The organism is Tunturiibacter gelidiferens (genome assembly GCF_014201335.1).
Classification (GTDB): domain Bacteria; phylum Acidobacteriota; class Terriglobia; order Terriglobales; family Acidobacteriaceae; genus Edaphobacter; species Edaphobacter lichenicola_E.
Window position 1 is genome coordinate 49,982 of sequence record NZ_JACHEB010000007.1, and the last position, 22,666, is coordinate 72,647.

A 22,666-nucleotide genomic window follows, 5' to 3' on the forward strand; every position below is an offset into this window, starting at 1 on the left:
AAATCGTCACGACACTCCTTCACCAATCCGATCACCTCATCACAACGACGAAACAGCGGTACCGCTCTAAACGCTCATCGCCTCTTCTTGAGGAATCGAGCCCAGCCTTGTCGTATCTTTCACCCACCTCTCTCGGAGCCACCGATTCATCGGCTCAGAGTAACTTCGCGAGACAACGGCCCCCAATAACCCCGAAAGCAAGAGAACCACAAGGAACATTCCCGGAACAGCCCGGACTGGCTTGTGCATAGTCAGAAAAAGATGAAACACACTCAAAACAACAAAGATGTGTGTCAGATAAACCTCGTAGCTCAGTCTTCCCAGACGCACCAGAGGCCCCGCAAATCCTGGGGCTCTCCATCGCGTCTGCGCAACCGCAGCAAGCACCAGACAAGTGCCTAAACCGAGAACCGTCATATCCAGTCCACTACGACCGAGCCCCCAGCGGTCGGCACGAATCGAAAAACAAAGAATAAAAACGAGCATCATCGTCCCTGCGGCCCCAGCCACTCGAAGCGTCTTCTCGGAAAGCCGACCCTTCGCAGAGAACAGCGCAGTCAAGCAACCGAGCGCAATACCGTCCATGCCTCCCAGGTAGGAGTACTCTCTCCACACCGGATTATGGTTCAACGCCTCCGAGCGGGCGAAAGGTCCTAAAAACACAAAAACAAAAAGCAGAGCCGACAGAAAACTGGTGCGACGAAACGTTCGGCACACCAACGGAAAACAGAGATAGAACATCTCTTCAACCGATAGCGACCATAGAATGTCCCAACTCGCCGGCAGATATCCTCTTCGGGCCTCAAGCAGATTGACATGGAAGGTAAGCGCAGCGGCCAGAGCCCGCCCCAATCCGCCTGTCTTCTCACCGACCACAAACCCCTTGACGTGCGTCAGGTGAAGGACGCTGAGAATCAAGAGAAGAAGCATCATCAGCGGAGCGATACGAGCAAACCTCAACCGATAGAAATCAAGCACGTTCACCGAGGACGCTGAACCCCAACGCCGCAGAGTTGTCGAGGTTATTAGAAATCCAGAGATGACAAAAAATATCTGAACGCCAAACTGACCATTCCATACCAGCGAAGACACCAACTGGCGCGGCAGCCCTTGCGTGTACGAGACCTTGGCGCCCAACAATTGCATGTTGACGTGATTCATCAACACAAAACAAATCGCAAGCCCGCGAAGAAGATCCACACCATCCATCCGCGGCCAAATCCGCGAAGACTCCGGCTTCAAATTCGACCTCTCTTCAAACGAGCAACCTCCCCGCGTCATCGAAGACAGGAAACCTTCAATCACACCACGTCGACTTCCACCTCATCCACATAGCACCAGCCCCAGCTCTCGCCCGGCTCAATCGACCGCATAATCGGATGCTCTGTCTTATGAAAATGTTTGGTCGCATGCTTATGTTGCGACGAATCACAGCACCCCACATGACCGCACTCCAAACACATCCGCAGATGCACCCAGGTGCTGCCCATCTTCAAACACTCCTCGCAACCCTTCGCCGATGGTTTCACTTTCCGAATCTGGTCCATGTGCTTACATTCCATCCCGTCCACCTTCCTTCGCCCTGATTCTACCCTTCAGTGCACAGACGAACGCAAACCGCCAAGGATCTTCCTCTACGTCGTACACTCCTTTCCGCGCACCAACGCCGCAGACGGTAAAGCTGCCCAGAGACCTCCCTCAATCCCCCAACCCTTCATTAATCCCGTACTCCTTCAGCTTCCGGTAAAGCGTCGTCTTACCAATCCCTAGCAACTTCGCCGCCATCAACTTATCGCCGTTCAGCTGCCGGATCGTCCCCAGAATGGCTTGCTTCTCCATCTCGGCGATCGACACAATTCCACCCTCCGCCGCACCCATCGACCCACTCTGCTCCAGCCCATTCTCCTCCATCACATGAATCGCGGGCCCTTGCTGCATGCGGAAGTTTTGCAACTGCGTCGGCAAATCGCCAAGGTGAAGCACGGGCCCCGACGAGAGCGCACAGGCCCGTTCGATCGCATTCTCAAGCTCCCGCACATTGCCCGGCCAGTCATACTCTGCCATCGTCCGCAGCATCGAGTCCGAGAAGCTCCGCTCCACTCCCGTCTCCTTCTCCATCTGCTTCAGAAAGTGCGTCGCCAGCACCGCGATATCCTCCCGCCGATCCCGTAGCGGAGGAATCCGCAGGTTCACCACGTTCAACCGGAAGTAAAGGTCCTTCCGAAACCGCCCCTGCTCCACCATCGTCGCAAGATCACGATTGGTTGCCGCCAGCACTCGTGCCGAGATAGGCCTCGCCTGTGTCGCACCAACCGGCCGAACCTCTTTCTCCTGGAGCGCGCGCAACAGCTTCGCCTGAAGATCGAGCGGCAGCTCTCCAATCTCATCCAGAAACACCGTCCCGCCCTCTGCCGAGGCCAGCAGCCCCTCCTTCGCGCGATCCGCCCCGGTAAAGGCCCCCTTCACATGCCCAAACAACTCGCTCTCAATCAGCGTTGGCACCAGCGACCCGCAGTCCACCGGCACAAAAGGCTTCGCCGCATTCGGTCCATTGAAGTGAATCGACCGCGCCACGAGCTCCTTGCCCGTCCCACTTTCGCCGAGGATCAAAACCGGATGCGTCGAGTAAGCCACCTTCGACAAAATCCTATAAAGCTTCTCCATCTCCGGAGAGCGCCCAACCAGACCGCCCATTCCCTGTTGAGTTCTCAGTCTCTCGCGCAGTTGACGGCTCTGCACATCCATGTGCAGTTGCTGTCCCGTCCGCTCGAGCACCGCCGTCAACTCCTCCAGCGCAAATGGCTTCGTCAGATAATCCCCAGCACCAATCCGCATCGCCTCCACTGCGGACGACACCGTCGCGAACGCTGTCATCACAATCACCGCCGTATCCGGGTGCAGCGCCTTCACCTGCTCCAGCAGTGGCAACCCACCTCCGCCCGGCAGCTTCAGATCCAGGAGCAGCAGATCGATCCGCCGCTGCTTCAAAATGTCACGTGCCGCCGTCGCGCTCTCAGCGCCCACAACTTCAAACCCCATCCCCGCGGCAATCTGGCAGCAGGCCTTCCGCACCGCCTCGTCGTCGTCGACCACCAGCACGTGCAGCAACCCCAGGTGCTCCGCAGAGCTCACCGCGTGCGCTCTCGCATCCGGCATCGCAACCGGCGAAAGTCCCACCAACATACCCGAAGGCGAATTCGTACCCGCATCCTCTCTCATCTGCTCCTCGCCCGTCCTCTCACTCAACACCGAAACATCTCCCGCGCCAATCGTTCTCGCTACTGCCGCCCCAAAACCCGTCGTCCTTAGCATGCGATCCACCCAGCCTCTCCCCGTACAACCGTCTTCACTCCAGAGTCATTCATTTTCATTGCCTCCCTCTCCAAATCCTTCCGCTGTTGTGCCACTGCCTCAGTCTGTTTCATCGCACTCCACTCCACAGAGATGCTTGTTCCCACCTCCGGCTGGCTCTCGATCGTCAGAGCCCCACCCGAGATGGCTACTAACTCCCGCACCACTCGAAAACCAAGCCCACGCCCATTCGCCGAAGAGATCCCGCCAGTCTGCATCAATCGCCGCACCGCTGCCTGATCCATTCCGCAGCCACGATCTCTCACCGTCATCACGACCTGGCGCAACGGCTCCTCGCCTTCGTCCTCCGCCTGTCTCCGCACTCCCTCCACATGAATCGAGATCGCCCCCACCCACGGCGTCGCCTCCGCAGCATTCTTCACCAGGTTCGTCAAAATTCTCTCCACCGACTCCACCGGCACCCTCACCGGCTGAAACGCCCCCACGCCAAACGAGATCTCCACCGTGCGCCCCGCCACGCGGCTCAATAGCCCTCGCAGCCGGTCCACCACATCCGGCAACACGGAAAACTCCCCCTGCACCTTCACCGGCCGGCCCGCACGCGCATGGTTCACCAGCCGGTCAATCATCGCCCAACTGCGATCGCTCAACATCCTCAACTCGTTTGCATATTCCTTGTGCTCTTCATGCAGCACGCCAGGCAGAGCCAGCAAGTCAGAGTAAAGACTTAAAGCCCCCAACAGATTTCCGGCGTCATGCGCCAACCCTGCACCCTCGGCCACGCCTGCGATTGCAGCCACCTCTGCCGCTGGCGCATCCGGCGTCTTCCGTGCCGTCGGCATCGCCGAACCACTAAGGTTCATCTGGCGTGTCACATGGCGAAGCGCCGCAAACTTCCCCGAACAAATCTCTGGCCCCAAGGCAGTACTGCTCTGCGTTGCCTGCATTCCGTAAATCCACCATTCCTCCGCTTCGATATTGGTTACCGCGGATACACTTCTGTAATCACTTTAAGTGCCAAACTGGAACTTACTTCCTAAGTGATTACACATCAAACGAAAACGCCTCCCATCCACCTGCCTCGCTCACGGCGGCCACTTCCCAAATCGGAACCACAAACAACATCCCCCAGCCAAATCCCCAACAAACTCCACTCCAACTAAGTCCTCCCATTATGGAACCAGTCCCATTTCGGAACACTCCCACAAAGGGCTCACACTCAACCCCGTCCCATCGCGCAAAAAACCTCCCAACTATAATTCCATCATGTCTGTAACCTCCGTAACCCCCTCCCCCCAACTCTTCCGCCCCGACAACCGCCCCGCCGATGCCCTCCGCCCCATCCGCATCACTCCGCACTACGTCGCCATGGCCGAAGGTTCCGTTCTCATGGAGTCCGGCAACACCCGTGTCCTCTGCAACGCCACCATCGAGCAGGGCGTCCCCGGCTGGCTCCGCAACTCCGGTCGCGGCTGGGTCACCGCCGAATACGGTATGCTCCCTCGCGCCACCCTCACCCGCACCGCCCGCGAGAGCGAGCGCGGCAAAGTCGGCGGCCGCACCCATGAGATCCAGCGCCTCATCGGCCGCAGCCTCCGCAGCGTCGTCGACATGAAGGCCCTCGGCGAGCGCACCATCATCCTCGACTGCGACGTCCTCCAGGCCGACGGCGGCACTCGCACCGCTGCCATCACAGGAGCCTGCGTAGCCCTCGCCCTCGCTCTCGGCAAGCTGGTCAAAGCCGGCACCCTCAAAACATCCCCGCTCAAGCAAATGGTCGCCGCCACATCCGTCGGCATCGTCGATGGCAACGTCCTGCTCGACCTGGCCTATGAAGAAGACTCCCGTGCCGCCGTCGACATGAACGTCGTCATGCTCGCCAACGGCGGCCTCGTCGAGACCCAGGCCACCGCCGAGCACGATTCCTACACTCGCGTCCAGCTTGGCCAGATGCTCGACTACGCCGAAAAGGGTATCCACGAACTCCTCGCCACCCAGCTAGCCGTTCTCAAAGAAGCCGTCTAGCGACAACCTCAAGCGGCCTCGCGAGCCTCCCTGGAACTTCCCGGCCCCGAGGCCATCTCCAGTGCTGGCACCCGGGCTGGCTTCGTCATCCGCGCCAACAGCCCATCTTCCACAATCAGCATCGTCGAACAGACGATCAGCGGAATCAGTTCGCCAAACACCCTGGTCTCAATCAGAATCCCGTACACGAACATGAAGCCGAACCAGATCGGCAGCAGCCAAAGCCACGCCTCCAACTGAGGGTCACGAATCTTCCGGCGCATCACCACCACAAACATCAGCAGATAGCCGCACGCGCTCAACATCTGCGGCCACGCCTGCGGAAACAGTAGCGACTTCACGTTCCAGTCGATCCGCGGATAGAACTCCGACGCATTTCCCGCAAACACGTGCCGAACGAAGATCTGCCACACCGCCCAGAACATCGCGAGCGGCATCACCACGGCAAAGCTCCTCAAACGCACCATTCGCCGCCATCGCACCCGCCCGCCCACCACCGCGCCGTTCAGCAAAAACAAAGGAAGCAACAGCAGCGTCGTCTCGCGATTCATCGTCGCAACCACAAATAGTCCTGCGAAATAAATCCAATGCCATCGAAAATAGAGCAGATACATCGCCGCCGCAAAGAACGCGAGGCTCGGCAGATCGTAGACAAACCGGAAATTCTGCACCGTATGCATCACATACGTCGCGCCACAGGCCACCAGCAGCAGCGGGTACACCATCGGCGTCAGCAGCCGGCGGCTTGAGCTTGCCTGATAGATCTTCGTCGTCAAGTACCCTGCCGCAAGCAGACAAAAGACATCGATCGCCGCCTGCACCACAACCTCCGGAGCTACCGGCTTCGGAAACCAGAACTGAGACTTCGAAAACGGTGTCACCAACGACGCCAGCAAACCACTCCCATGCGCCCATCGCAACGGGAGCATCATCAGGCTGCGTCCCTGAAAGGGCATCCGTTCCAGTCCTTGTTCGTATAACAGCGTATTGACATACGGTCTCGTCAGCCACAGATAGCACCACACAAACTGCACCGTAGCTATGACGTAAACCAAAATCAAAATGATCTTTTTGCGCTCGGACATAAGCCAACCCCGTCAAAGACCCTGTGCCCCTTGGGCTTTCGGCAAGGATTTTGTTAGTCAGAACGAGCACCGACTAATTTCTAGGATGGCTTCCTCTTTCAAGGGGTTGCAATATCCTGAGTCACCCTTGCGCCCGAATGCTGATAATCCCGCTCTAACCCTGTAGAATCTTTCACGCCGTCATAACTAGACCGAAGAGGCAGGGAAAAACATTGAATATAGCCACTCCACAGCAGACCACCTACACCCGCGACCCTCAGGCCACCGACGTCCGCGCCATGAGCATCGCCACGGTCCTCTTCTTCATGTGGGGCTTCCTCACCTGTCTCAACGACATCCTCATCCCGCACCTCAAAGGCATCTTCAGCCTCAACTATGGTCAAGCTCTGCTCGTCCAATTCGCCTTCTTCTCGTCCTACTTCATCTTCGCTCTGCCCTCCGGAAAACTCGTCGACTGGCGCGGCTATAAACAGTCCATGGTCATCGGCCTTATCGTCATGGCTGCCGGAGCGCTGCTCTTTCTGCCCGCTGCCAGCACCGCATCCTTTCCTCTCTTCCTCTCCGCACTCGTCATTCTCGCCGCCGGCATCACCTGCCTCCAGGTCTCAGCCAACCCCTACGTCACGAACCTCGGCCCACAAGCCACCGCCGCAAGTCGCCTCAATCTCGCCCAGGCCTTCAACTCCTTTGGCACCACTATCGCTCCCTTCTTCGGCGGAGCCCTCATCCTCGGCGCCATCCAGGCATCTCCCGAGACGCTCAAATCCTTCTCCACCGCAGCGCTCCAGACCTACCGCGAACAGCAGGCATCGTCCGTCCGCATGCCGTATCTGGTCATCGCTGTTACTCTTCTCGTTCTCGCCGTTGCCATCGGCCTCATCAAGCTCCCCACCACCGACTTCACCCGCGACTTCCGCCCCGGAGAACTCGCCAGCCGCCCAGCCGGCAGCATCTGGAAAGAGCCCTACCTCCTCATGGCCACCCTCGGAATCTTCGTCTACGTCGGCGCCGAGGTCTCCATCGGCAGCTTCCTCATCAACTACCTCGGTCTGCCCCACATCATGAACTTCCCCGAGCGTACCGCCGCCCATTATGTCTCCTTCTACTGGGGCGGAGCCATGGTCGGCCGTTTCATCGGCTCCTACGTTCTGCGCTACATCAGCACTGGCAAAGCCCTGGCAGCAGCAGCCTTCATCGCCTTCTGCCTCGTCCTCACCACCATGGCCACTGGAGGGCCAGTCGCCCTCTACACCGTCCTCGCCATTGGCTTCTTCAACTCCATCATGTTCCCCAGCATCTTCAGCCTCGGCCTCGCCGGTCTCGGCGAACTCACCAGCAAAGGATCCAGCCTGTTGGTTCAGGCAATCGTAGGCGGTGCCCTCCTTCCCCTCGCCGAAGGCCACCTCGCCGACCGCATCGGCGTCCAGCACGCTTTCATCATCCCCGCCGTCTGCTACGTCTATATAGCGTTCTTCGGCTTCATCGCCTCCCGCCGCAAAGACATAGATCAGGATCCCAGACACGCCGCAGCCGCCGCACACTAGAGCAAGTTTCCTGTAGGTCTACTTGTCCGGTAGCAGATTATCCGGACAAGTAGCAATGACTAGTAATATGAAGTCGCGCGCCCCTGTCTGCCGAAAAAATAATTGCCTATCAAGACAGCAATCCTGAATCCAAGGTAGTGCCGAGGCCTCACTATGATCGAGTCTTCTGATTTTCGGTTTACGAGAATCCCACTCAACCACGGAGCCGGCCGTATCCCGGCACTCGGGTTTGGCACCTTGATTCCGGACCCAGCCGTGACGCTAAGCGCTACCAGAGAGGCGCTCGAAGCCGGATTTCGGCACTTCGATTGTGCAGAGCGATACCTGAACGAGCCGCAGGTCGGCGAGGCGTTGCAGGCGGGTTCTGCCGCAGCAGGGATTGCGCGCGAAGACATCTTTGTTACGACAAAGTTATGGAACACCAATCATCGACCCGAACGCGTCGAGCAGGCTTTTGAGGCGAGTCTGAAAAGACTCAAGCTCAACTATCTGGATCTCTACCTCATCCACACTCCATTCGCATTTCAATCCGGAGACAACCCGGATCCGCGAGATCAAAACGGCAACGTGATCTACGACGACGGCGTGACTCTGCTTGACACCTGGGGGGCGCTGGAGACTCTTGTGGACCACGGCAAATGCCGGGCCATCGGACTGTCTGACATCAGCCTGGAAAAACTGTTACCCATCTACGAATCGGCGCGAATCAAACCATCTGTGGTCCAGGTCGAATCACACCCCTATTTGCCGGAGACGGAACTGCTGGACTTCTGTAAGGAGAAAAACATTGTGCTCCTGGCCTTCGCGCCATTGGGTCACGGAATGAAGCCGGGGCTACTCGAAGATCCGGTCATATCGTCAATCGCCGCACGAGTTGGAAAGACGCCGGGGCAGGTGCTGCTGGCATGGGCAGTGCAGCGAGGCACGGCTTTGCTCACCACCCCCAAAAGGGCGGGTCGCGCGAAAGAAAATTTCGACATATCTCCCCTGCCGCAAGACGAGTTCGACGAAATCAATCGCATTCAGACGAGGCTGAGGCTCAACGATGTAGTGAATACCGGCAGCCCGGGCTTCATTCCACGAGGTTCATCAACATAAGCCAAGTAACACCTGGAGCGGCCATGCAAGAGGAACAAATACGTGAAGCCCTCAACGCACATTGGAAAGCGTCGGCAGACGGCGATGTAAACACAGAACACGATATTTACCACGATGACGCCATCTGTGATTATCCGCAGTCGGGCGAACGCATCTTCGGGCGTAACAACTTGCAGGCCCTGCGGAGTCATCATCCCGGCAAACCATCGGGCTTCAGCGTCAAACGAATTCTCGGAAAAGGCGACCTCTGGATCACGGAGTACACCATCGTCTACCAGGGACGTCCCGCGTACACAGTGAGCATCATGGAGTTCCGCGACGGTAAGGTCGCGCACGAGACACAGTATTTCGCGGACCCCTTCGAGGCGCCGGCTTGGCGAAGCCAGTGGGTTCAGCGGATCGCATGACATCGCACCAAGGAGAAATTGCTCATGTCAGCTGTCTATCTGACATGAGTAGTAACATCAAGACGCGCGTCGCCCGTCTGCCCAGAAAAGAATTGCCTGTCTACGGAGCGATGCTGGATGCGAGATAGTGCCGAGGCTCACTATGATCGATTCTTCTGATTTTCGGTTTGCGAAAATCACCCTCACCCACGGAAGCGGCCAGATGCCTGCAATCGGCTTTGGCACGCTGATTCCCGATCCGGCCGTGACGAGAATTGTGACCGGAGACGCACTGGAAATCGGATATCGGCACTTCGATTGTGCGGAACGATATCGGAACGAGCGTGAGGTAGGCGAAGCGTTGCAGGCGGGATGTGTCGCTGGGGGAATTGCGCGCGAAGACATCTTTGTTACGACGAAGTTGTGGAACAACAATCATCGGCCCGAGCGCGTCGAGCCGGCTTTCGAGGCGAGTCGGGACAGACTCCGGCTCGATTATCTGGATCTCTATTTAATTCACACTCCGTTTGCGTTTCAACCCGGGGACGACCTCGATTCTTTGGATCAAAACGGAAATATTATTTACGACCATGGCGTGACTTTGCTTGACACCTGGAGAGCGATGGAAAGTCTTGTGGACCACGGCAGGTGCCGGGCCATCGGGCTGTCTGACATCGGCTTGAACGAACTGGCGCCCCTCTTCGAATCTGCGCGAATCAAGCCAGCCGTAATCCAGGTCGAAGCACATCCGTATCTTCCGGAGCCCGAGCTTCTCGAGTTCTGCACGGAAAAGGGCATTGTGTTTTTGGCGGGTGCGCCATTGGGCCATGGAATGAAGTCGGGACCACTTGAAGATCCAGTCATTTCATCAATCGCCTCACGACTTGGAAGGACGCCGGCACAAGTGCTGCTGGCATGGGCGTTGCAGCGCGGCACGACTTTGCTTGTCAAGACCACAACGGCGGCTCGCGCGAAAGAAAATTTCAACATATCCGCCCTTCCGCAAGACGCGTTCGACGAAATCAACCGCATTCAGACCAGGCAGAGACTCAACGAAGTGATGAAGACCGGTGTCCCGGGCTTCATTCCACGAGTTCGATCAACATGAAAGCCAACTAACACCTCAAGCGGCACACGCAAGAAAAAAATAAATATGTGAGGCCCTGAACGCAGCAGACACACCACCGCTATGGAGTGCAAGACCGTGCGCGAAAACGCAGTCTTGCGGGCCCGGTCAGTGGGTGGGTCGTTCTGGTTGGTCGTCTGTGGATACTGAGGCCATTGCTTCAAACACGCCGTCATTTCTCACCAGCTTATGAAAGAGAATTGCGGAGACGTGCATCAGGATGAGTCCAAAAAACGCAAAGGCCAGGTAGTAATGTGCATGCCACAGCAGCGTATGCAGGCTGGGGCTTACGGGCAGGATCGACGGCAGATGCACACTGCCGAAAAGCACCACCGGGTACTCCGCAGCAGACAACATCGCCCAGCCGATCAGCGGCATGGCGATCATCAGCGCGTAAAAAATGTACTGCGACAGCTCCGCGGCCAGCTTCATCGGCGTCGGTAGGTCCGCGGGCAAGGCAGGCGCACCGTAGTAGAGACGCAGCGCCAGACGGATAAGCGCCAGCACCAGGATGGCTATTCCCAGCGGCTTGTGAATCTGGACCAATGTCAGGTACTTGGTGGTAATGGTCGAAACCATACCCACCCCGATAAACAGCATGGACAGGATGCAGATTGCCATCAGCCAGTGAAGTATTCGCTGCGGAACGGCAAAGCGTGTGCGGGTCGTTGTCATTGCTTGGCTCCTGTCGCGGTACGCGGGTAGTCTGCCTCTTCCGCTGTACGGCTGTTGTACGACCGGGAATACGCTGCCGAGCGTGCAGCGGGGAATGGGTCATCCGACGTGGTGATTCCGGCCGGCAGCACGGTCGGATCGTAGTTGATGTCGCGGCACGGACCGTCGCGCTCTGGTTCAATCTGCTGTACCGTCATTGTTCCAACGTCGATCGTACGACGATCAGCAGGCCATGCCTTATTGGGGTCTGCTGTTGGGTCGCCGGGGTTCGCAACGGTGACCATGAGCTTCCAGTGCTGAGGACCCGCAGCCACACGCTGCGTGATCTCCTGCTCGAGATAATCGGGACCACGCTTGCCCAGCTCCGCTGGCGAAATAGAAACAGGTTGTGCTGCCGGTATCAACGACCAGCGGACTGGATGCTTCGTGCCCGACTCATCGACGAACAGAAACGAGTTGAGACTGTTGTAGGGCTCCTCCGCATAGCTCTCGGTCCATTGATCACTCTTGGCCCACGGGAGAAACGTAAGGAACCCCGGATTTGCGCCAATGAAGTTCTTCATCGCATTAGGGTCCTTGCTCGCGGAGGCAGTCAGGAGGTCGTAAAAGGCCTGCGGATTCGATACGGGAAAGATCGGCGCATTGATCATCGCACTGCGCCACTCCTGCCCGTCCGGCGTAGTGATGAGGATGCCCAGGCCGCGCGTACGCACCATTGCGTCCTCAGCATTCGGATTCGGAGTGCCAAGGTTAAACCGCCCCACAATCGGATATTGGCCGCGAACGAAAACCGGTGCCTTCGACAATGCCGAACCTTCGCCGTTCGCCTCAAACGTTCCGGTGAAGCAGATACCTTTGGAATGGTTACGGCGATGCCCCAATGCCGGGCCGCCGGGAGGAGCCAACCCCGCTACCAACTTTTTGGGGGTCAGCCTGTTTGGTGACAGCCATCCAGCCGTATATGCAAAACAAATCGCGGCGATGCCCACCACAGCAGCAATCACTACGAATGGCCAAAGCCGAAAATCTTTCGGTGATGCAGAAGACTGAGCCATTCAAACCTCGTTTCTTTCAGCTATGGGCTCGGATCGATACCATAATCAGATAGAGCGCATCTCTGCCGCTGCGGTCGCTTAAAACTTCGAGAGTGACCGAAATTTTGTAGGAAGAACGTCCGCGTGGGTGCACTGAAGTTTCTCTCGCTACGTGGGAGACGAATCTGCCGTTGTCTTTGTGATTATCTCTGCTTCTCTCGCCCGTTCGCGCCCGAACCGAAAGAACCGTCATGTGGCTATATCTGCTTCTCTCGCCCAAACCAAAAGGACCGTCATTTCGACCGAAGCGGCCACAGTCTCACCGTGGACGCGCAGCAGAGAAACCCCGTATTTGTTTTTTCCCAACCATCCGAATTCCCACCCGCCGCAAAAAACTTTGTCAAGACCCGAAATCCTCTAACCTGCTTCCCCACAACCACTTACACGTGGCGTATCAGTTACCCTCATTCCGCTAAACTAGAGGTTGAGTGGGGTTGAAGGAAACAAAAAGGGCCTCGCCGGGCTCGCGCTGAGGAACTAAACGCTCTAAGTCCTTTCCTGAGAAGAATTTGGACGTAACCCCTTTGCCTGCACGAATTTAGCAGCCATCATTGCCGCTATCTCGCTGCATTCATGAGACTTACACCAGGGCAACCCGGGGGGGTACCCCCACTCAGCGGCAGCTGAACAGCTGACACGCGGGTTCACCGCAGGCCCGTGATGAAGCGAAAAATAGATAAGGCCAGCCCAACCCCCTTGACCGCTCAAGCCACCTGACCGTCCCAACCTGTGGTGACACCGAATGAGCCGACGCCGCATCTCATCTCCAACAAACGACGTCGTCACACATCGAAAATCACGTAACATCCGCAGCAAAGCAACATCACCTCGCCCTTCACGCAGAACATACACTCCGCTGTGTAAAATGACCCTTCGTAGTCCTTCCATCACTCGAACCGTCTCAGGAGACATGCACCCCATGATCAAGTTGACTCCAGGAAAGCTAGCCGGCCTCAAGGCCGTCTCCGACCATCGTGGCGTGATCGCCGCCGCCGCCATGGACCAGCGCGGATCCCTCCAGAAGTCCCTCGCCAAGGAGCGCGGAGCCGCCGCCGACGCCCATGACCTCGAGGAGTTCAAGACCCTGGTCACCTCCGTCCTCACCAAGCACGCCTCGGCCATCCTCCTCGACCCCGAGTTCGGCCTCCCAGCCTCCAAGCACCGCAACGGCAAGGGCCTCCTGCTCGCCTACGAGAAGACCGGTTACGACGCCACCACCCCCGGCCGCCTGCCCGACCTCCTCGACGTCTGGAGCGTCCGCCGGCTGAAAGAAGCCGGAGCAGACTGCATCAAAATTCTCCTCTACTACACGCCCTACGAGAAGACATCGGTCAATGACCTCAAGCAGGCATGGATCGAACGAATCGGTGCCGAGTGCATCGCGCACGACATCCCCTTCTTCCTCGAGTTCGTCGGCTACGACGCCGAAGGCGGCGATGAAAAGTCCGTAGCCTACGCCAAGAAGAAGCCCGAGATCGTCTCCGGCTCCATGGCTGAATTCGGCAAGGCTCACTACAACGTGGACGTCCTCAAGGTCGAGGTTCCTGTCGAGATGGCCTTTGTCGAAGGCACAAAGTCCTTCAAGGGCGAGAAGGCGTACACCCGCAAGGAAGCCCTGCAACACTTCCGCGACGCCGCCACCATGACCCACAAGCCCTTCATCTATCTCTCTGCCGGCGTCTCCAACCCCGTCTTCATCGAGACCTTGGAACTGGCCGTCGAATCCGGAACCACCTTCAACGGTGTCCTCTGCGGCCGCGCCACGTGGAAAGACGGCATCGCCATCTACGCCAAGCAGGGTGCCAAGGCCTTTGAAGATTGGCTCAACACCACCGGCGTAGAAAACATCACCAACGTCAACAACGCACTAAAGTCAGCGCACTCCTGGCACAGCAAAGTCGAATCCAAATAATCATCAAGCATCAATACAAAGGCGCTGCATTCCTGCAGCGCCTTTGTATTGTGTCGAGACGCCGTTCTCCCCCTCAGCACCACCTGACAAGAGATCGAGAAAAAAACGATGTTTGATACGACACACCCTAAAGAAGCCTGGGACGCATCGTAGGCTAGATGAATTGATTTGAGGTCGAGCGATGAAGAAGTTGAAAGAGAAGACAGTTGCGAGGTCGTTAGCGAAAGGTATGCTGGCAGGCTTGATCGGCGGGTTGGTTGCGACCGCAGCGAAAGCGCTTACGGAGAAGATCTACCGCCCGCGAACTCATGGAGAACCCGACCCACTCGCAATATTGGCGGAGAAGCTCGTCGGGCACGAACTTGTGGGCACGCAGAAGACAACTGCGGTGGAGACGCTTCACTGGGGATTCGGGGCTCTAACCGGCGCCGCATACGGAGCGCTGGCAGAATATTATCCGCAAGCTACAGCGAAGGACGGTGCAGCCTTTGGAATGGCGCTGACTTCTCTGACTCATGGAACGGGGCTACCTGCACTGGGTCTTCCAGTCGATTCGCACGACCAAACAACGCGCGAACGCACCAGCGAGATGGCCACCCACGTTGTGTACGGAGTGGTGACCGAGACAGTTCGTCGGAAAGCAAGAAAGATGTTGGGGTAGAGTCTCAACGCACGGAATGTCAGGAACCGTGGCACTCCTCGCTCGCCTGTGAATGACTAGGCGAAGGACGAGTGCCACAGTTTGTTGGCCCACAACCGTTCTCCACCGTCGTAGCGGGCAGCAAAGTTGCTCATGATGTCGCCAACTTCATCGTCAATCTGCGATGCGTAGTTGAGAACCAGCTTTCGCTTGCGAGCTATGGCATCGGTTGGGGACTCGCCGGTGTGGTAAATGATCTCGGTGAGGGGATCGTTACGTTCCTTAGCTGGCGAGTTCAGAGTCTCTAGGTCGCTAGTAGAGGAAGGGTAAGTAGCCAGATAAGGAAGATCTTCGTAAAAGGCAGCCGGAAGCGATGCAACAAAGGGCATAGCAGCTTCGCGGACCGTGAGGTGGTCGACATCATTGCCCAGGCCAGCAGGAAGAACAACTGCTTCCATCGTTCCCAGTTCCGATTGACGCGCGAGAGCTCTGCGGATCTTTTCGAGTGAAGGGTCGGCTGAGTTGACTGGAGTGTTACAGATCTGATCGACCGGCACTCTAAGCCGAATAGGCGCATCTTTGAGGTTCAAATCATGCATGTTAAGGGTGTTCTTTAGCCCTTTGGGAAGGGACTCCTTGATGCGGCGAAGGAAGAGTTCGTCTTCGCGAAGGCGCATTGCTGAGACGTAGGAGAGTTCGTCGTTTTCGTGGACGAACGCAGCATCGGAGTAAGGAGCATAGCGACTGCGAGTAAAGACATTTAGCAACGTAACTGTGTGGCGTGAAGTAAGCCAGTGAATCATCGCAAGCGAAAGCGAGAACGCTGCATCATCGCGGTGCGGGGAGAGAATGAGGATCTTCAGTGTGCGGCTCCAGACATTATTTTAGCGAGGTGGCGCCAGTAGGGATGTGGTCTCGAGTCTGCTCCCAGTTGGCAATCAGATTGTCTACGACAACGTGCCCAACGCGGTAAGCAGCGTCGAGCGCCGGCAGGTATGCGCTGTATTGCCGGACTTTGGTTTCGCCGAGGCTCTCGGCAGCCGTGGCGCCCGGACGCTGTTGATCAAAGTTGGAAGCGGTACGGAGGACCAAAACACGGTTGATATCCAGCTTATGCGCGTGGCTGAGCCAAGTAAGCGATTGCATCGTGCCGGTATCCTCCATGCCGCAAATGGCATAAGTGCCATGCCCATCGGTCTGATACTTTACCCAGTCGCGAGCCCACTGATTGAGGAGCTTGCCGTGCCAGAAAGTCGAAGCGGAGAGATTATCACCTCGCAGAACGAAGGGAGGCCGGTGAGCCGCCTCTTCGGTGTACTGCTGGCGGCGAGTAGCCATCGCTGTTGTGTCAGGCAGCGCCGTGTCCTTAGTGAGCGCGAAGGCCCAATCAACTAGCGAGGTATTGAGGTGATAGACGTTGCCATCGTCGCCGAACCGGGCAGTACGTGGTTGCTCATATGGGGTGGACTTACCAAGCGGAACGTATCCCGTCGACCAGTCTTTTGGAATTTCTCGAGCGTCAATCTCGTGGGCGAGGTCCCCATCGACGATGTAATCAGACCAAATTGCAGAGCCAAGCGAGCCCATACGAGGATCCATCCCGCCGATACCGGCAACAAGGAAATAGGCATGAGTGAGGTCGAAGCGTGGGTCGAGACCAAGAGCCATGATCGTGGCGGCGGTGCGAGCAGTTCCGACACCCGTTAGGATCCCCAGTATTCCGCTTTTCTCGTTGAGGCGCAGGTCGTGGTAGCCCGCAGGAAACGGAAGCACCGTGTCCAAGTGCTCTCGTTCCACCCAGTATTGATATTCACCTGGCGCATCGCCAGTGTCGGCTCCGACCTCGAACATGTTGATAACGACCACTTTGATTTCAAGGGGCTTCCGTGGAGACGGAGGATCGTTTTGTGCAGTAACTCTGACGGCCGCGGAGGCAATGGTCGCGAGCAGAAAAAGAGCAGAAAGAATGCGCATAGGTAATGGTAGCGTAGCGGCTGTCTTCCCCTGTAACGAAGGCATGGATGAACGCACTATTCCGGCAAGAGTAGGAAGGAGACTGCAATGCCTGAAGATACAACTGCTGTCGTGGTGACCGTCGCTTTTTTTGTCGTGATGGCCGCTTGGATTCCCTTGGTCACGTGTTGTGAAAGAGCAATGCGAAAGCTACCTGAACGCGAGCGACAAAACGAAAGAGGTCGGGTTGTCAAAATGAAGCGTCCAAGCCCCACTAAGAAAGGAAGTGGATATGAAACAGCCGTCCTGATCACGATGGCAGCTACGGTGTGTTCACTCGGCCTGTTCAACTAATTCGAGCTAAACACCCTTCTTAATAGGTTCCCAGATGAATTTATGTATCTGGAGCGACAAGCGTGCGTCGATGCCGTCAGCCATCATCCATTCGACAAGGACGCGGGGGTCCAACGTGGCATTGTCGGTTGTGCGAAGGAGGCTCGGAGCCTTACTAAAGGCTGGACTCAGAAGTATCTGGCCTGCCTTTTCATGAAGCCCATGGGTACGAATGAAGTCGCGAGCGAAGTCGTAGTCTTCGCGGTGGGAGATAACGAATTTTACCTCGTCATTTTTTGTGAGGGCTTCGAGGTTCTCCATGCGGAAGCTATTGGCTGCACTACCTGATCCCGGACATTTGACGTCGACAATTTTATGAACGGCTTTAGGAACATCAACCAACGGGCGCTCGCCACTGGTCTCGATCATGAGCGTATAGTTCTGCGCCAGCAGACGTTCCATGAGAGGAAGTAGCTCCCTGGACTGAAGCATAGGCTCGCCGCCGGTGAACTCGATGAGGCGGCATGGTGCGAAACCCTCGATCTGCGCGACGATTTCATCGGCACTGTAGGGTTTACCGCCAGTGAAAGTGTATTCGGAGTCGCACCAGGCACAGCGGAGGTTGCAGCCCGCAAGACGCACGAAAATACAAGGGAGACCAGCGAAGGAGGACTCGCCCTGAACGGATTTGTAGAGTTCGATTAAATGCATTTTTGTGTCTCGCTACCGTGATTCCACTATTCGTAGTAACGAGCGAAGCTTGTGTCGGTCTCGTATAGAGTGCAGTCTTTCACGCGAACGCGTCCGCCGGTCATCTCATGAAGTTGGCTGCTGGTCTGTTCGTAAAAATACTTTGCAAGATTCTCGGCGCTTGGGTTTATCTCTTTGTCGAAGGGCGGCAGGTCGTTGATCATGAAGTGGTCAAGATAGTCGACAGTGGGCCGCATTACCTGCTTAAGGAGCTTGAAGTCGAGGAGCATACCGGCTTCATCGAGTTCTTCGCCGATCAGGGTGACGAAAACCTTGTAGTTGTGGCCATGCGGATTTTCGCACTTGCCTCTGTAGTTGCGGAGGTAGTGGCCGGAAGAGAAACCGGCTTCTACGGTTATTTCAAACATCAGTATGGGAATCCCTTCGATCTTTCAGTGGCCGCGTCTGGAGGGGTGAGAGTGGGCTAAAGACGTGGCGGTAGCCTCACTTCGATTGTACCGTTTTGCGCGGCGACACGGGCTAGCGACGGCGTTTCGCACGCCGGTCTTCTTCGGCACGTCGCTCAGCCTGTTCGAAGAGTGAAGAGAGGATGCCAGCAAGCGCGACGGCCAGGCCGATAACGAAGAGGGCGAGGCCCATAGTACGCCAGAGAGAGGCGTCGCCAGGCGAACCGGGCTGCTGGGCAATATTTGTGTACGCAACTCCACAAGAGATGAAGGCGAATAAGATCAGGCTGCCAGCGAGAATGAAGAGGTTACGTCCCATCAGATAAATTTATTTTACGGCGAGACAAGCATCGGGGCATTTAGTGCAAGGCGAGTCATATATTCGGCGGACCGAAGACCATCGCCTCTATTGCACTTTATAGATGCGGGCTTCCCAGCCAGCAAGATGGAGCGTGCTCGTATTTTGCTCGCTGGCCGCGAGGTTCGAAAGGACAAGAGTCCCGGCTTTGAGGGCGACGGGCAACACGTAGGCGACCGGAACTTTGGAGAAGTTGAGGACAACGAGGTAACGCTCCGCGCCCAGGGTACGAGTGTAGGCAAAGATGGATTTGTTATCCGGATCAAGGTCCTTGTAGTCGCCGTACACGAAGACCTGATGAGCCCGACGGATAGCGATAAGCTTGCTGGTGTAGTTGTAAACCGAGTTTGGATCAGCGACTTCGGCAGCTGCGTTGATCTGTGTGTAGTTGGGATTTTCGGCGAGCCAGGGTTTGTGTGCGGTGGTGAAGCCTCCGCTGGCGGAAGAGTCCCACTGCATGGGGGTGCGGGAGTTGTCACGGCTCGTGTGACGGAGGTTTGCGATGAAGACATCTTCGGGAATCTTGCCGGTGACGACGTTGGCCTTGTAGGCGTTCTTTACTTCGATGTCGTCGAAGTCTCCGATGGCTTTGAAGGGATAATTGGTCATGCCCAGCTCGTCGCCCTGATAAAGGAAGGGCGTACCGCGCAATGTGAGGAGCATGGTCTCAAGAAGCTTGGCGGAGGGAATGCGGAACTCGGGCGAGTCGTCGCCGAAGGTAGAGACGATACGCGGATTGTCGTGATTGGAAAGAAAGACTGTGTCCCAGCTGTGAGCGTCTAGTTGTTCAGCGTGACGGGTGTAGATAGCTTTGAGAGTTGGAAGGTCTGTCGGCTTAAAGGCGTCGCGTCCTACGCGGTTAGAGCGGATCGCGTCGAAATTGAAGATCATATTGAGTTCGTGGCGGTCGTCGCCAACGATAAGTGGAGTCTGTTCGAGGGAGATACCGAGGGCTTCGCCTACGGTCATGACGTCATACTTCGCCATAACGTTACGATTCATCTCCTGAAGGTACTCGTGCATGTGGGGACCGTTGGCGTAGGCATTGCCATAGTTATGGAGCTGGTCGGGAGTGAGGTCAGGGAAGGCCGGATTCTTCGAGATGAGCGGTATGACGTCCATGCGGAAGCCGTCAACGCCCTTGTCAAGCCAGAAGCGCATCAGACTGTAAACCTCTTCGCGAACTTTGGTATTGTCCCAGTTCAGATCGGGTTGTTTTACTGCGAAGTAGTGAAGGTAGTACTGACTGGTGGAGGGATCGAACTGCCAGGCGGAGCCAGAGAAGAAAGACGGATCATTGTTCGGTGGGAGCAGCGTGGGCTTCCCGTCGGGTCCTGCCGGACCGGGTTTGCCGTCACGCCAGAAGTAGAAATCGCGGTAAGGATTGTCCTGGGACTTGCGGCTTTCGACGAACCAGTGATGCTCGTCGGAGGTGTGATTGACGACGAGGTCGATGATGAGGCGCATGTGGCGCTGTTTGATGCCTGCGAGCATCGTGTCAAAGTCAGACATGGTTCCAAACTCGGCCATGACCTTTCGGTAATCGCGGATGTCGTAGCCGTTGTCGGCGTTGGGCGAGTCGTAGTGGGGGCTGAGCCAGATGACGTTGACGCCGAGATGTTGGAGGTAGTCGAGCTTGGAGGTAATTCCCGGGATGTCTCCGATGCCATCGCCGTTCGAGTCCTTGAAAGACCGCGGATAAATCTGATAGACAACCGCTTCTTTCCACCACGTTGGCTGGTAGCCATTGACGAGGGCGGGCGCAGAAGCAGGGACAGCGGTCTCTGACTGGATCATGGGCACAGGCGCGAGGACGGCGAAAGCAAGCAGGAAGGCGGCGAGAGAGGGAGTCTTCACCGGACTATGGTCTACGCAAGTTTCTGGCGAGTCAAGCTCGTGTCAAGTGGGACGCTCAAAGAACTGTTCAACGTCGGTGATGTCTTGTGTGAGGCGGTAGGGTGGAAGGGACTCGAGGAAGATCCGGCCATAGCGCTGGCGCTGGATGCGTGGATCGAGGAGCACGAGTACACCGCGATCGTTGAGCGAGCGGATCAGTCGGCCAAACCCTTGTTTGAGCGTGATGACGGCGTTAGGGATTTGGTAGTCAAAAAAAGGTTTGCCGCCGAGAGCTTCGATAGCTTCCATGCGAGCTTCGACGATGGGGTCGGAGGGAACAGCAAAGGGGAGGCGGTCAATGATGACACAGGAAAGTTGTTCACCCTGCACATCGACCCCCTGCCAGAAGCTCGAGGTGCCGAAGAGGACGGCATTGGGCGTATCGCGAAACTGTTGCAAAAGGACTTGGCGAGGAGCCGAGCCATGCAACAGCAATGGATACGGAAGCTCGGCAAGCAGTCTCTCGTAGGTGTTCCGCATCTGCGAGTAGCTGGTGAAGAGGCAGAAAGCCCGCCCCTTGGTGATCTCGAGGACGCGACGAATGCGCTCTGCGGCGCGCTCTGGAAAATCTGGCTCGCGTGGATCAGGCATATTGGGCGGCAGATAGAGAAGGGCTTGCTGCTCATAATTGAAGTGCGAAGGAACGATGAGTTCGCGGGTGGTATGAAGACCCAGGCGTTTGCGGATGTGATCGAAGCCACCTGATACCGTAAGCGTCGCAGAGGTGAGAATGACCGAGTTGTAGGTGTCAAAGAGTGTCGCGGTAAGCAGTTCTGAGACGTCGATGGGCGTGGCCTGGAGATGGGTGTGGAAGCTCGCGTAGGCCGCACCCCGAGCCACGTTACGAACACCACCCGCAGCACGTCGCTCGATCCAAAAGACCGTGTTGCGGTCGGGAGACTCGAGAAGAAAGGTGAGGTGGGCGCGAATGTCGGCGGTGCGTTTGCGAAGGCCAGAGGACTCTTCGACGTTCTTGAGGAAATCGAGTTCGCCTTCTAGACGGGTGAGAGCATTCTTGGTCGCGATGTAAGTGTCGCCACTTTCTTCCAGAAAGGCTTCGCGGTGCAGAAATGGCATGCGACCCCCGCCGTTGAAATTTCCACCAGAGTCAGCCGGAAGCACCGAGAAGAACATGCGAGACCGGTCTTTGAGGGTGGCACAAGCACTTTCGATAGCGCTGCTGCTGGCCTGCTTCGCTTTAAGGAGGATTTCTACATCGCGGGTAAGTTCGTCGATACGCTGGGTCGAAAGTCCAATGCCGAAGTAATTGGAGGCGACCTCTTCGAGTTCGTGCGCCTCGTCGAAGATTACGCAGGCAGCTTCCGGAAGGATGCCAGCGTCCGGTGCACGCGCGGCTTGCTGTTTGATGTTAAGGTCAGCGAAAAATAAATGATGGTTGACGATGACAATGTCTGACTCGAGGGCCTTGCGACGCATGGCGGTAACGAAGCAGCGCTCCCAGTCCGGGCAGGTCTGACCGAGACAGACTTCGGTGCGGGCGTCCAGCTTATGCCAAAGAGCGGACGACTCGGGAAGGTGGTCAAGCTCTACGCGGTCGCCCGTGTCCGTGACCTTCTCCCATGTGGCGATCTGGTGGAACTGGTCGATCTCTTCCAAGCCGTTGAGCAGCGGATTGTCGCGAAGAGCGTAGAGCTTGTGGCGACAAAGATAGTTGGCGCGCCCCTTCATATAGCAAACTTTCAGCGGGCCGAGAAGAGACTCAAGGAACGGGACATCCTTGAAATAAAGCTGTTCCTGCAGGTTTTTCGTGCCCGTGGAGATAATGACGCGCTGGTTCCGTTCGCGCGCAAGACGGAGGGCCGGCAATAGGTAAGCGAGGGTTTTACCAGTGCCAGTACCGGCTTCGACGATGAGATGGCGCTTTTCCTTGAATGCTGATTCGATGGCCTTTGCCATGTCATACTGGCCGCGACGATATTCAAACGACAAGGTAGAACGGGAAAGTATGCCGCCTTGGGCGAAAAAGTCGTGAAGGTTTGGCGGATTCTCCGGTGAGGCCGGTGTGATCGAGATGGGGGCAATTGTAGACATCAGGATGGGCTACCCCATGA

General features: G+C 56.9%; 22 protein-coding genes. 8 read left to right on the plus strand and 14 right to left on the minus strand.

Annotated features, from left to right (window positions below):
* Positions 1-66: 66 nt before the first annotated feature.
* The 4 genes from HDF14_RS15045 to HDF14_RS15060 form a co-directional block, all read right to left on the minus strand.
* Positions 67-1,209, minus strand: a complete 1,143-nt coding sequence (locus tag HDF14_RS15045) for an acyltransferase family protein (protein WP_260698318.1) — start codon at positions 1,207-1,209, stop codon at positions 67-69.
* Between the two features lie 92 nt (positions 1,210-1,301).
* On the minus strand, positions 1,302-1,562 hold the full coding sequence (locus HDF14_RS15050; RefSeq protein WP_183978171.1) for a UBP-type zinc finger domain-containing protein: 261 nt from the start codon (positions 1,560-1,562) through the stop codon (positions 1,302-1,304).
* A gap of 136 nt (positions 1,563-1,698) precedes the next feature.
* Positions 1,699-3,312: a sigma-54-dependent transcriptional regulator gene (locus tag HDF14_RS15055; protein WP_313899603.1), complete on the minus strand. Its 1,614-nt coding sequence runs from the start codon at positions 3,310-3,312 to the stop codon at positions 1,699-1,701.
* Positions 3,306-4,259 (minus strand): sensor histidine kinase, encoded by a 954-nt coding sequence (locus HDF14_RS15060; protein ID WP_183978173.1) that lies wholly within the window; start codon positions 4,257-4,259, stop codon positions 3,306-3,308. The genes HDF14_RS15055 and HDF14_RS15060 overlap by 7 nt, the downstream gene beginning before the upstream one ends.
* Before the next feature lie 319 nt (positions 4,260-4,578).
* Here HDF14_RS15060 and rph point away from each other — a divergent pair, with 319 nt between their 5' ends.
* Complete coding sequence (rph, locus tag HDF14_RS15065; protein WP_183978175.1) at positions 4,579-5,337, plus strand: ribonuclease PH; 759 nt, start codon at positions 4,579-4,581, stop codon at positions 5,335-5,337.
* An 8-nt stretch (positions 5,338-5,345) separates the two neighbouring features.
* Here rph and HDF14_RS15070 read toward each other — a convergent pair whose 3' ends face one another.
* Positions 5,346-6,422, minus strand: a complete 1,077-nt coding sequence (locus HDF14_RS15070) for a hypothetical protein (protein ID WP_183978177.1) — start codon at positions 6,420-6,422, stop codon at positions 5,346-5,348.
* A gap of 212 nt (positions 6,423-6,634) precedes the next feature.
* Here HDF14_RS15070 and HDF14_RS15075 point away from each other — a divergent pair, with 212 nt between their 5' ends.
* The 4 genes from HDF14_RS15075 (at position 6,635) to HDF14_RS15090 (ending at position 10,558) form a co-directional block, all read left to right on the plus strand.
* On the plus strand, positions 6,635-7,966 hold the full coding sequence (locus HDF14_RS15075; protein WP_260698304.1) for a sugar MFS transporter: 1,332 nt from the start codon (positions 6,635-6,637) through the stop codon (positions 7,964-7,966).
* A 153-nt stretch (positions 7,967-8,119) separates the two neighbouring features.
* Complete coding sequence (locus tag HDF14_RS15080; RefSeq protein ID WP_183978179.1) at positions 8,120-9,064, plus strand: aldo/keto reductase; 945 nt, start codon at positions 8,120-8,122, stop codon at positions 9,062-9,064.
* A gap of 23 nt (positions 9,065-9,087) precedes the next feature.
* The gene (locus tag HDF14_RS15085) at positions 9,088-9,471 is read left to right on the plus strand and encodes a nuclear transport factor 2 family protein (RefSeq protein WP_183978181.1); all 384 of its coding nucleotides are present in this window, start codon (positions 9,088-9,090) and stop codon (positions 9,469-9,471) included.
* A 142-nt stretch (positions 9,472-9,613) separates the two neighbouring features.
* Complete coding sequence (locus HDF14_RS15090; RefSeq protein ID WP_183978183.1) at positions 9,614-10,558, plus strand: aldo/keto reductase; 945 nt, start codon at positions 9,614-9,616, stop codon at positions 10,556-10,558.
* A 126-nt stretch (positions 10,559-10,684) separates the two neighbouring features.
* On the opposite strand, the gene HDF14_RS15095 is transcribed toward HDF14_RS15090, so the two are convergent.
* Positions 10,685-11,251, minus strand: coding sequence for a cytochrome b (locus HDF14_RS15095; RefSeq protein WP_183978185.1), 567 nt, complete (start codon positions 11,249-11,251; stop codon positions 10,685-10,687).
* Positions 11,248-12,306 (minus strand): catalase family peroxidase, encoded by a 1,059-nt coding sequence (locus HDF14_RS15100; protein WP_183978187.1) that lies wholly within the window; start codon positions 12,304-12,306, stop codon positions 11,248-11,250. Before HDF14_RS15100 ends, HDF14_RS15095 begins: the two co-directional genes overlap by 4 nt.
* Positions 12,307-13,267: 961 nt before the next feature.
* Between HDF14_RS15100 and HDF14_RS15105 the strand changes: the two genes are divergently transcribed.
* The gene (locus HDF14_RS15105) at positions 13,268-14,257 is read left to right on the plus strand and encodes a tagatose 1,6-diphosphate aldolase (protein WP_183978635.1); all 990 of its coding nucleotides are present in this window, start codon (positions 13,268-13,270) and stop codon (positions 14,255-14,257) included.
* 181 nt (positions 14,258-14,438) lie between these two features.
* Positions 14,439-14,918 carry a DUF1440 domain-containing protein gene (locus tag HDF14_RS15110; protein WP_183978189.1) on the plus strand — a complete coding sequence of 160 codons (480 nt, stop codon included), beginning with the start codon at positions 14,439-14,441 and terminating at the stop codon, positions 14,916-14,918.
* Between the two features lie 56 nt (positions 14,919-14,974).
* Here the strand turns inward: HDF14_RS15110 and HDF14_RS15115 are convergent, their stop codons facing one another.
* Both HDF14_RS15115 and HDF14_RS15120 read right to left on the minus strand, forming a co-directional pair.
* Positions 14,975-15,700, minus strand: a complete 726-nt coding sequence (locus HDF14_RS15115; RefSeq protein ID WP_183978191.1) for a hypothetical protein — start codon at positions 15,698-15,700, stop codon at positions 14,975-14,977.
* A 76-nt stretch (positions 15,701-15,776) separates the two neighbouring features.
* Positions 15,777-16,916 (minus strand): purine nucleoside permease, encoded by a 1,140-nt coding sequence (locus tag HDF14_RS15120; RefSeq protein WP_260698305.1) that lies wholly within the window; start codon positions 16,914-16,916, stop codon positions 15,777-15,779.
* Positions 16,917-16,958: 42 nt separating this feature from the next.
* On the opposite strand from HDF14_RS15120, the gene HDF14_RS15125 reads away from it, so the two are divergent.
* The gene (locus HDF14_RS15125; RefSeq protein WP_183978193.1) at positions 16,959-17,204 is read left to right on the plus strand and encodes a hypothetical protein; all 246 of its coding nucleotides are present in this window, start codon (positions 16,959-16,961) and stop codon (positions 17,202-17,204) included.
* A gap of 6 nt (positions 17,205-17,210) precedes the next feature.
* Here the strand turns inward: HDF14_RS15125 and HDF14_RS15130 are convergent, their stop codons facing one another.
* The 5 genes from HDF14_RS15130 to HDF14_RS15150 form a co-directional block, all read right to left on the minus strand.
* Positions 17,211-17,894: a 7-carboxy-7-deazaguanine synthase QueE gene (locus HDF14_RS15130; RefSeq protein WP_183978195.1), complete on the minus strand. Its 684-nt coding sequence runs from the start codon at positions 17,892-17,894 to the stop codon at positions 17,211-17,213.
* Positions 17,895-17,920: 26 nt separating this feature from the next.
* Positions 17,921-18,301 carry a 6-carboxytetrahydropterin synthase QueD gene (queD, locus tag HDF14_RS15135; protein WP_183978197.1) on the minus strand — a complete coding sequence of 127 codons (381 nt, stop codon included), beginning with the start codon at positions 18,299-18,301 and terminating at the stop codon, positions 17,921-17,923.
* Positions 18,302-18,413: 112 nt separating this feature from the next.
* The gene (locus HDF14_RS15140; protein WP_183978199.1) at positions 18,414-18,659 is read right to left on the minus strand and encodes a hypothetical protein; all 246 of its coding nucleotides are present in this window, start codon (positions 18,657-18,659) and stop codon (positions 18,414-18,416) included.
* 87 nt (positions 18,660-18,746) lie between these two features.
* Positions 18,747-20,555, minus strand: a complete 1,809-nt coding sequence (locus tag HDF14_RS15145) for a glycoside hydrolase family 13 protein (RefSeq protein ID WP_313899594.1) — start codon at positions 20,553-20,555, stop codon at positions 18,747-18,749.
* Positions 20,556-20,597: 42 nt separating this feature from the next.
* Positions 20,598-22,646 carry an ATP-dependent DNA helicase gene (locus tag HDF14_RS15150; RefSeq protein WP_183978201.1) on the minus strand — a complete coding sequence of 683 codons (2,049 nt, stop codon included), beginning with the start codon at positions 22,644-22,646 and terminating at the stop codon, positions 20,598-20,600.
* Positions 22,647-22,666: the final 20 nt, after the last annotated feature.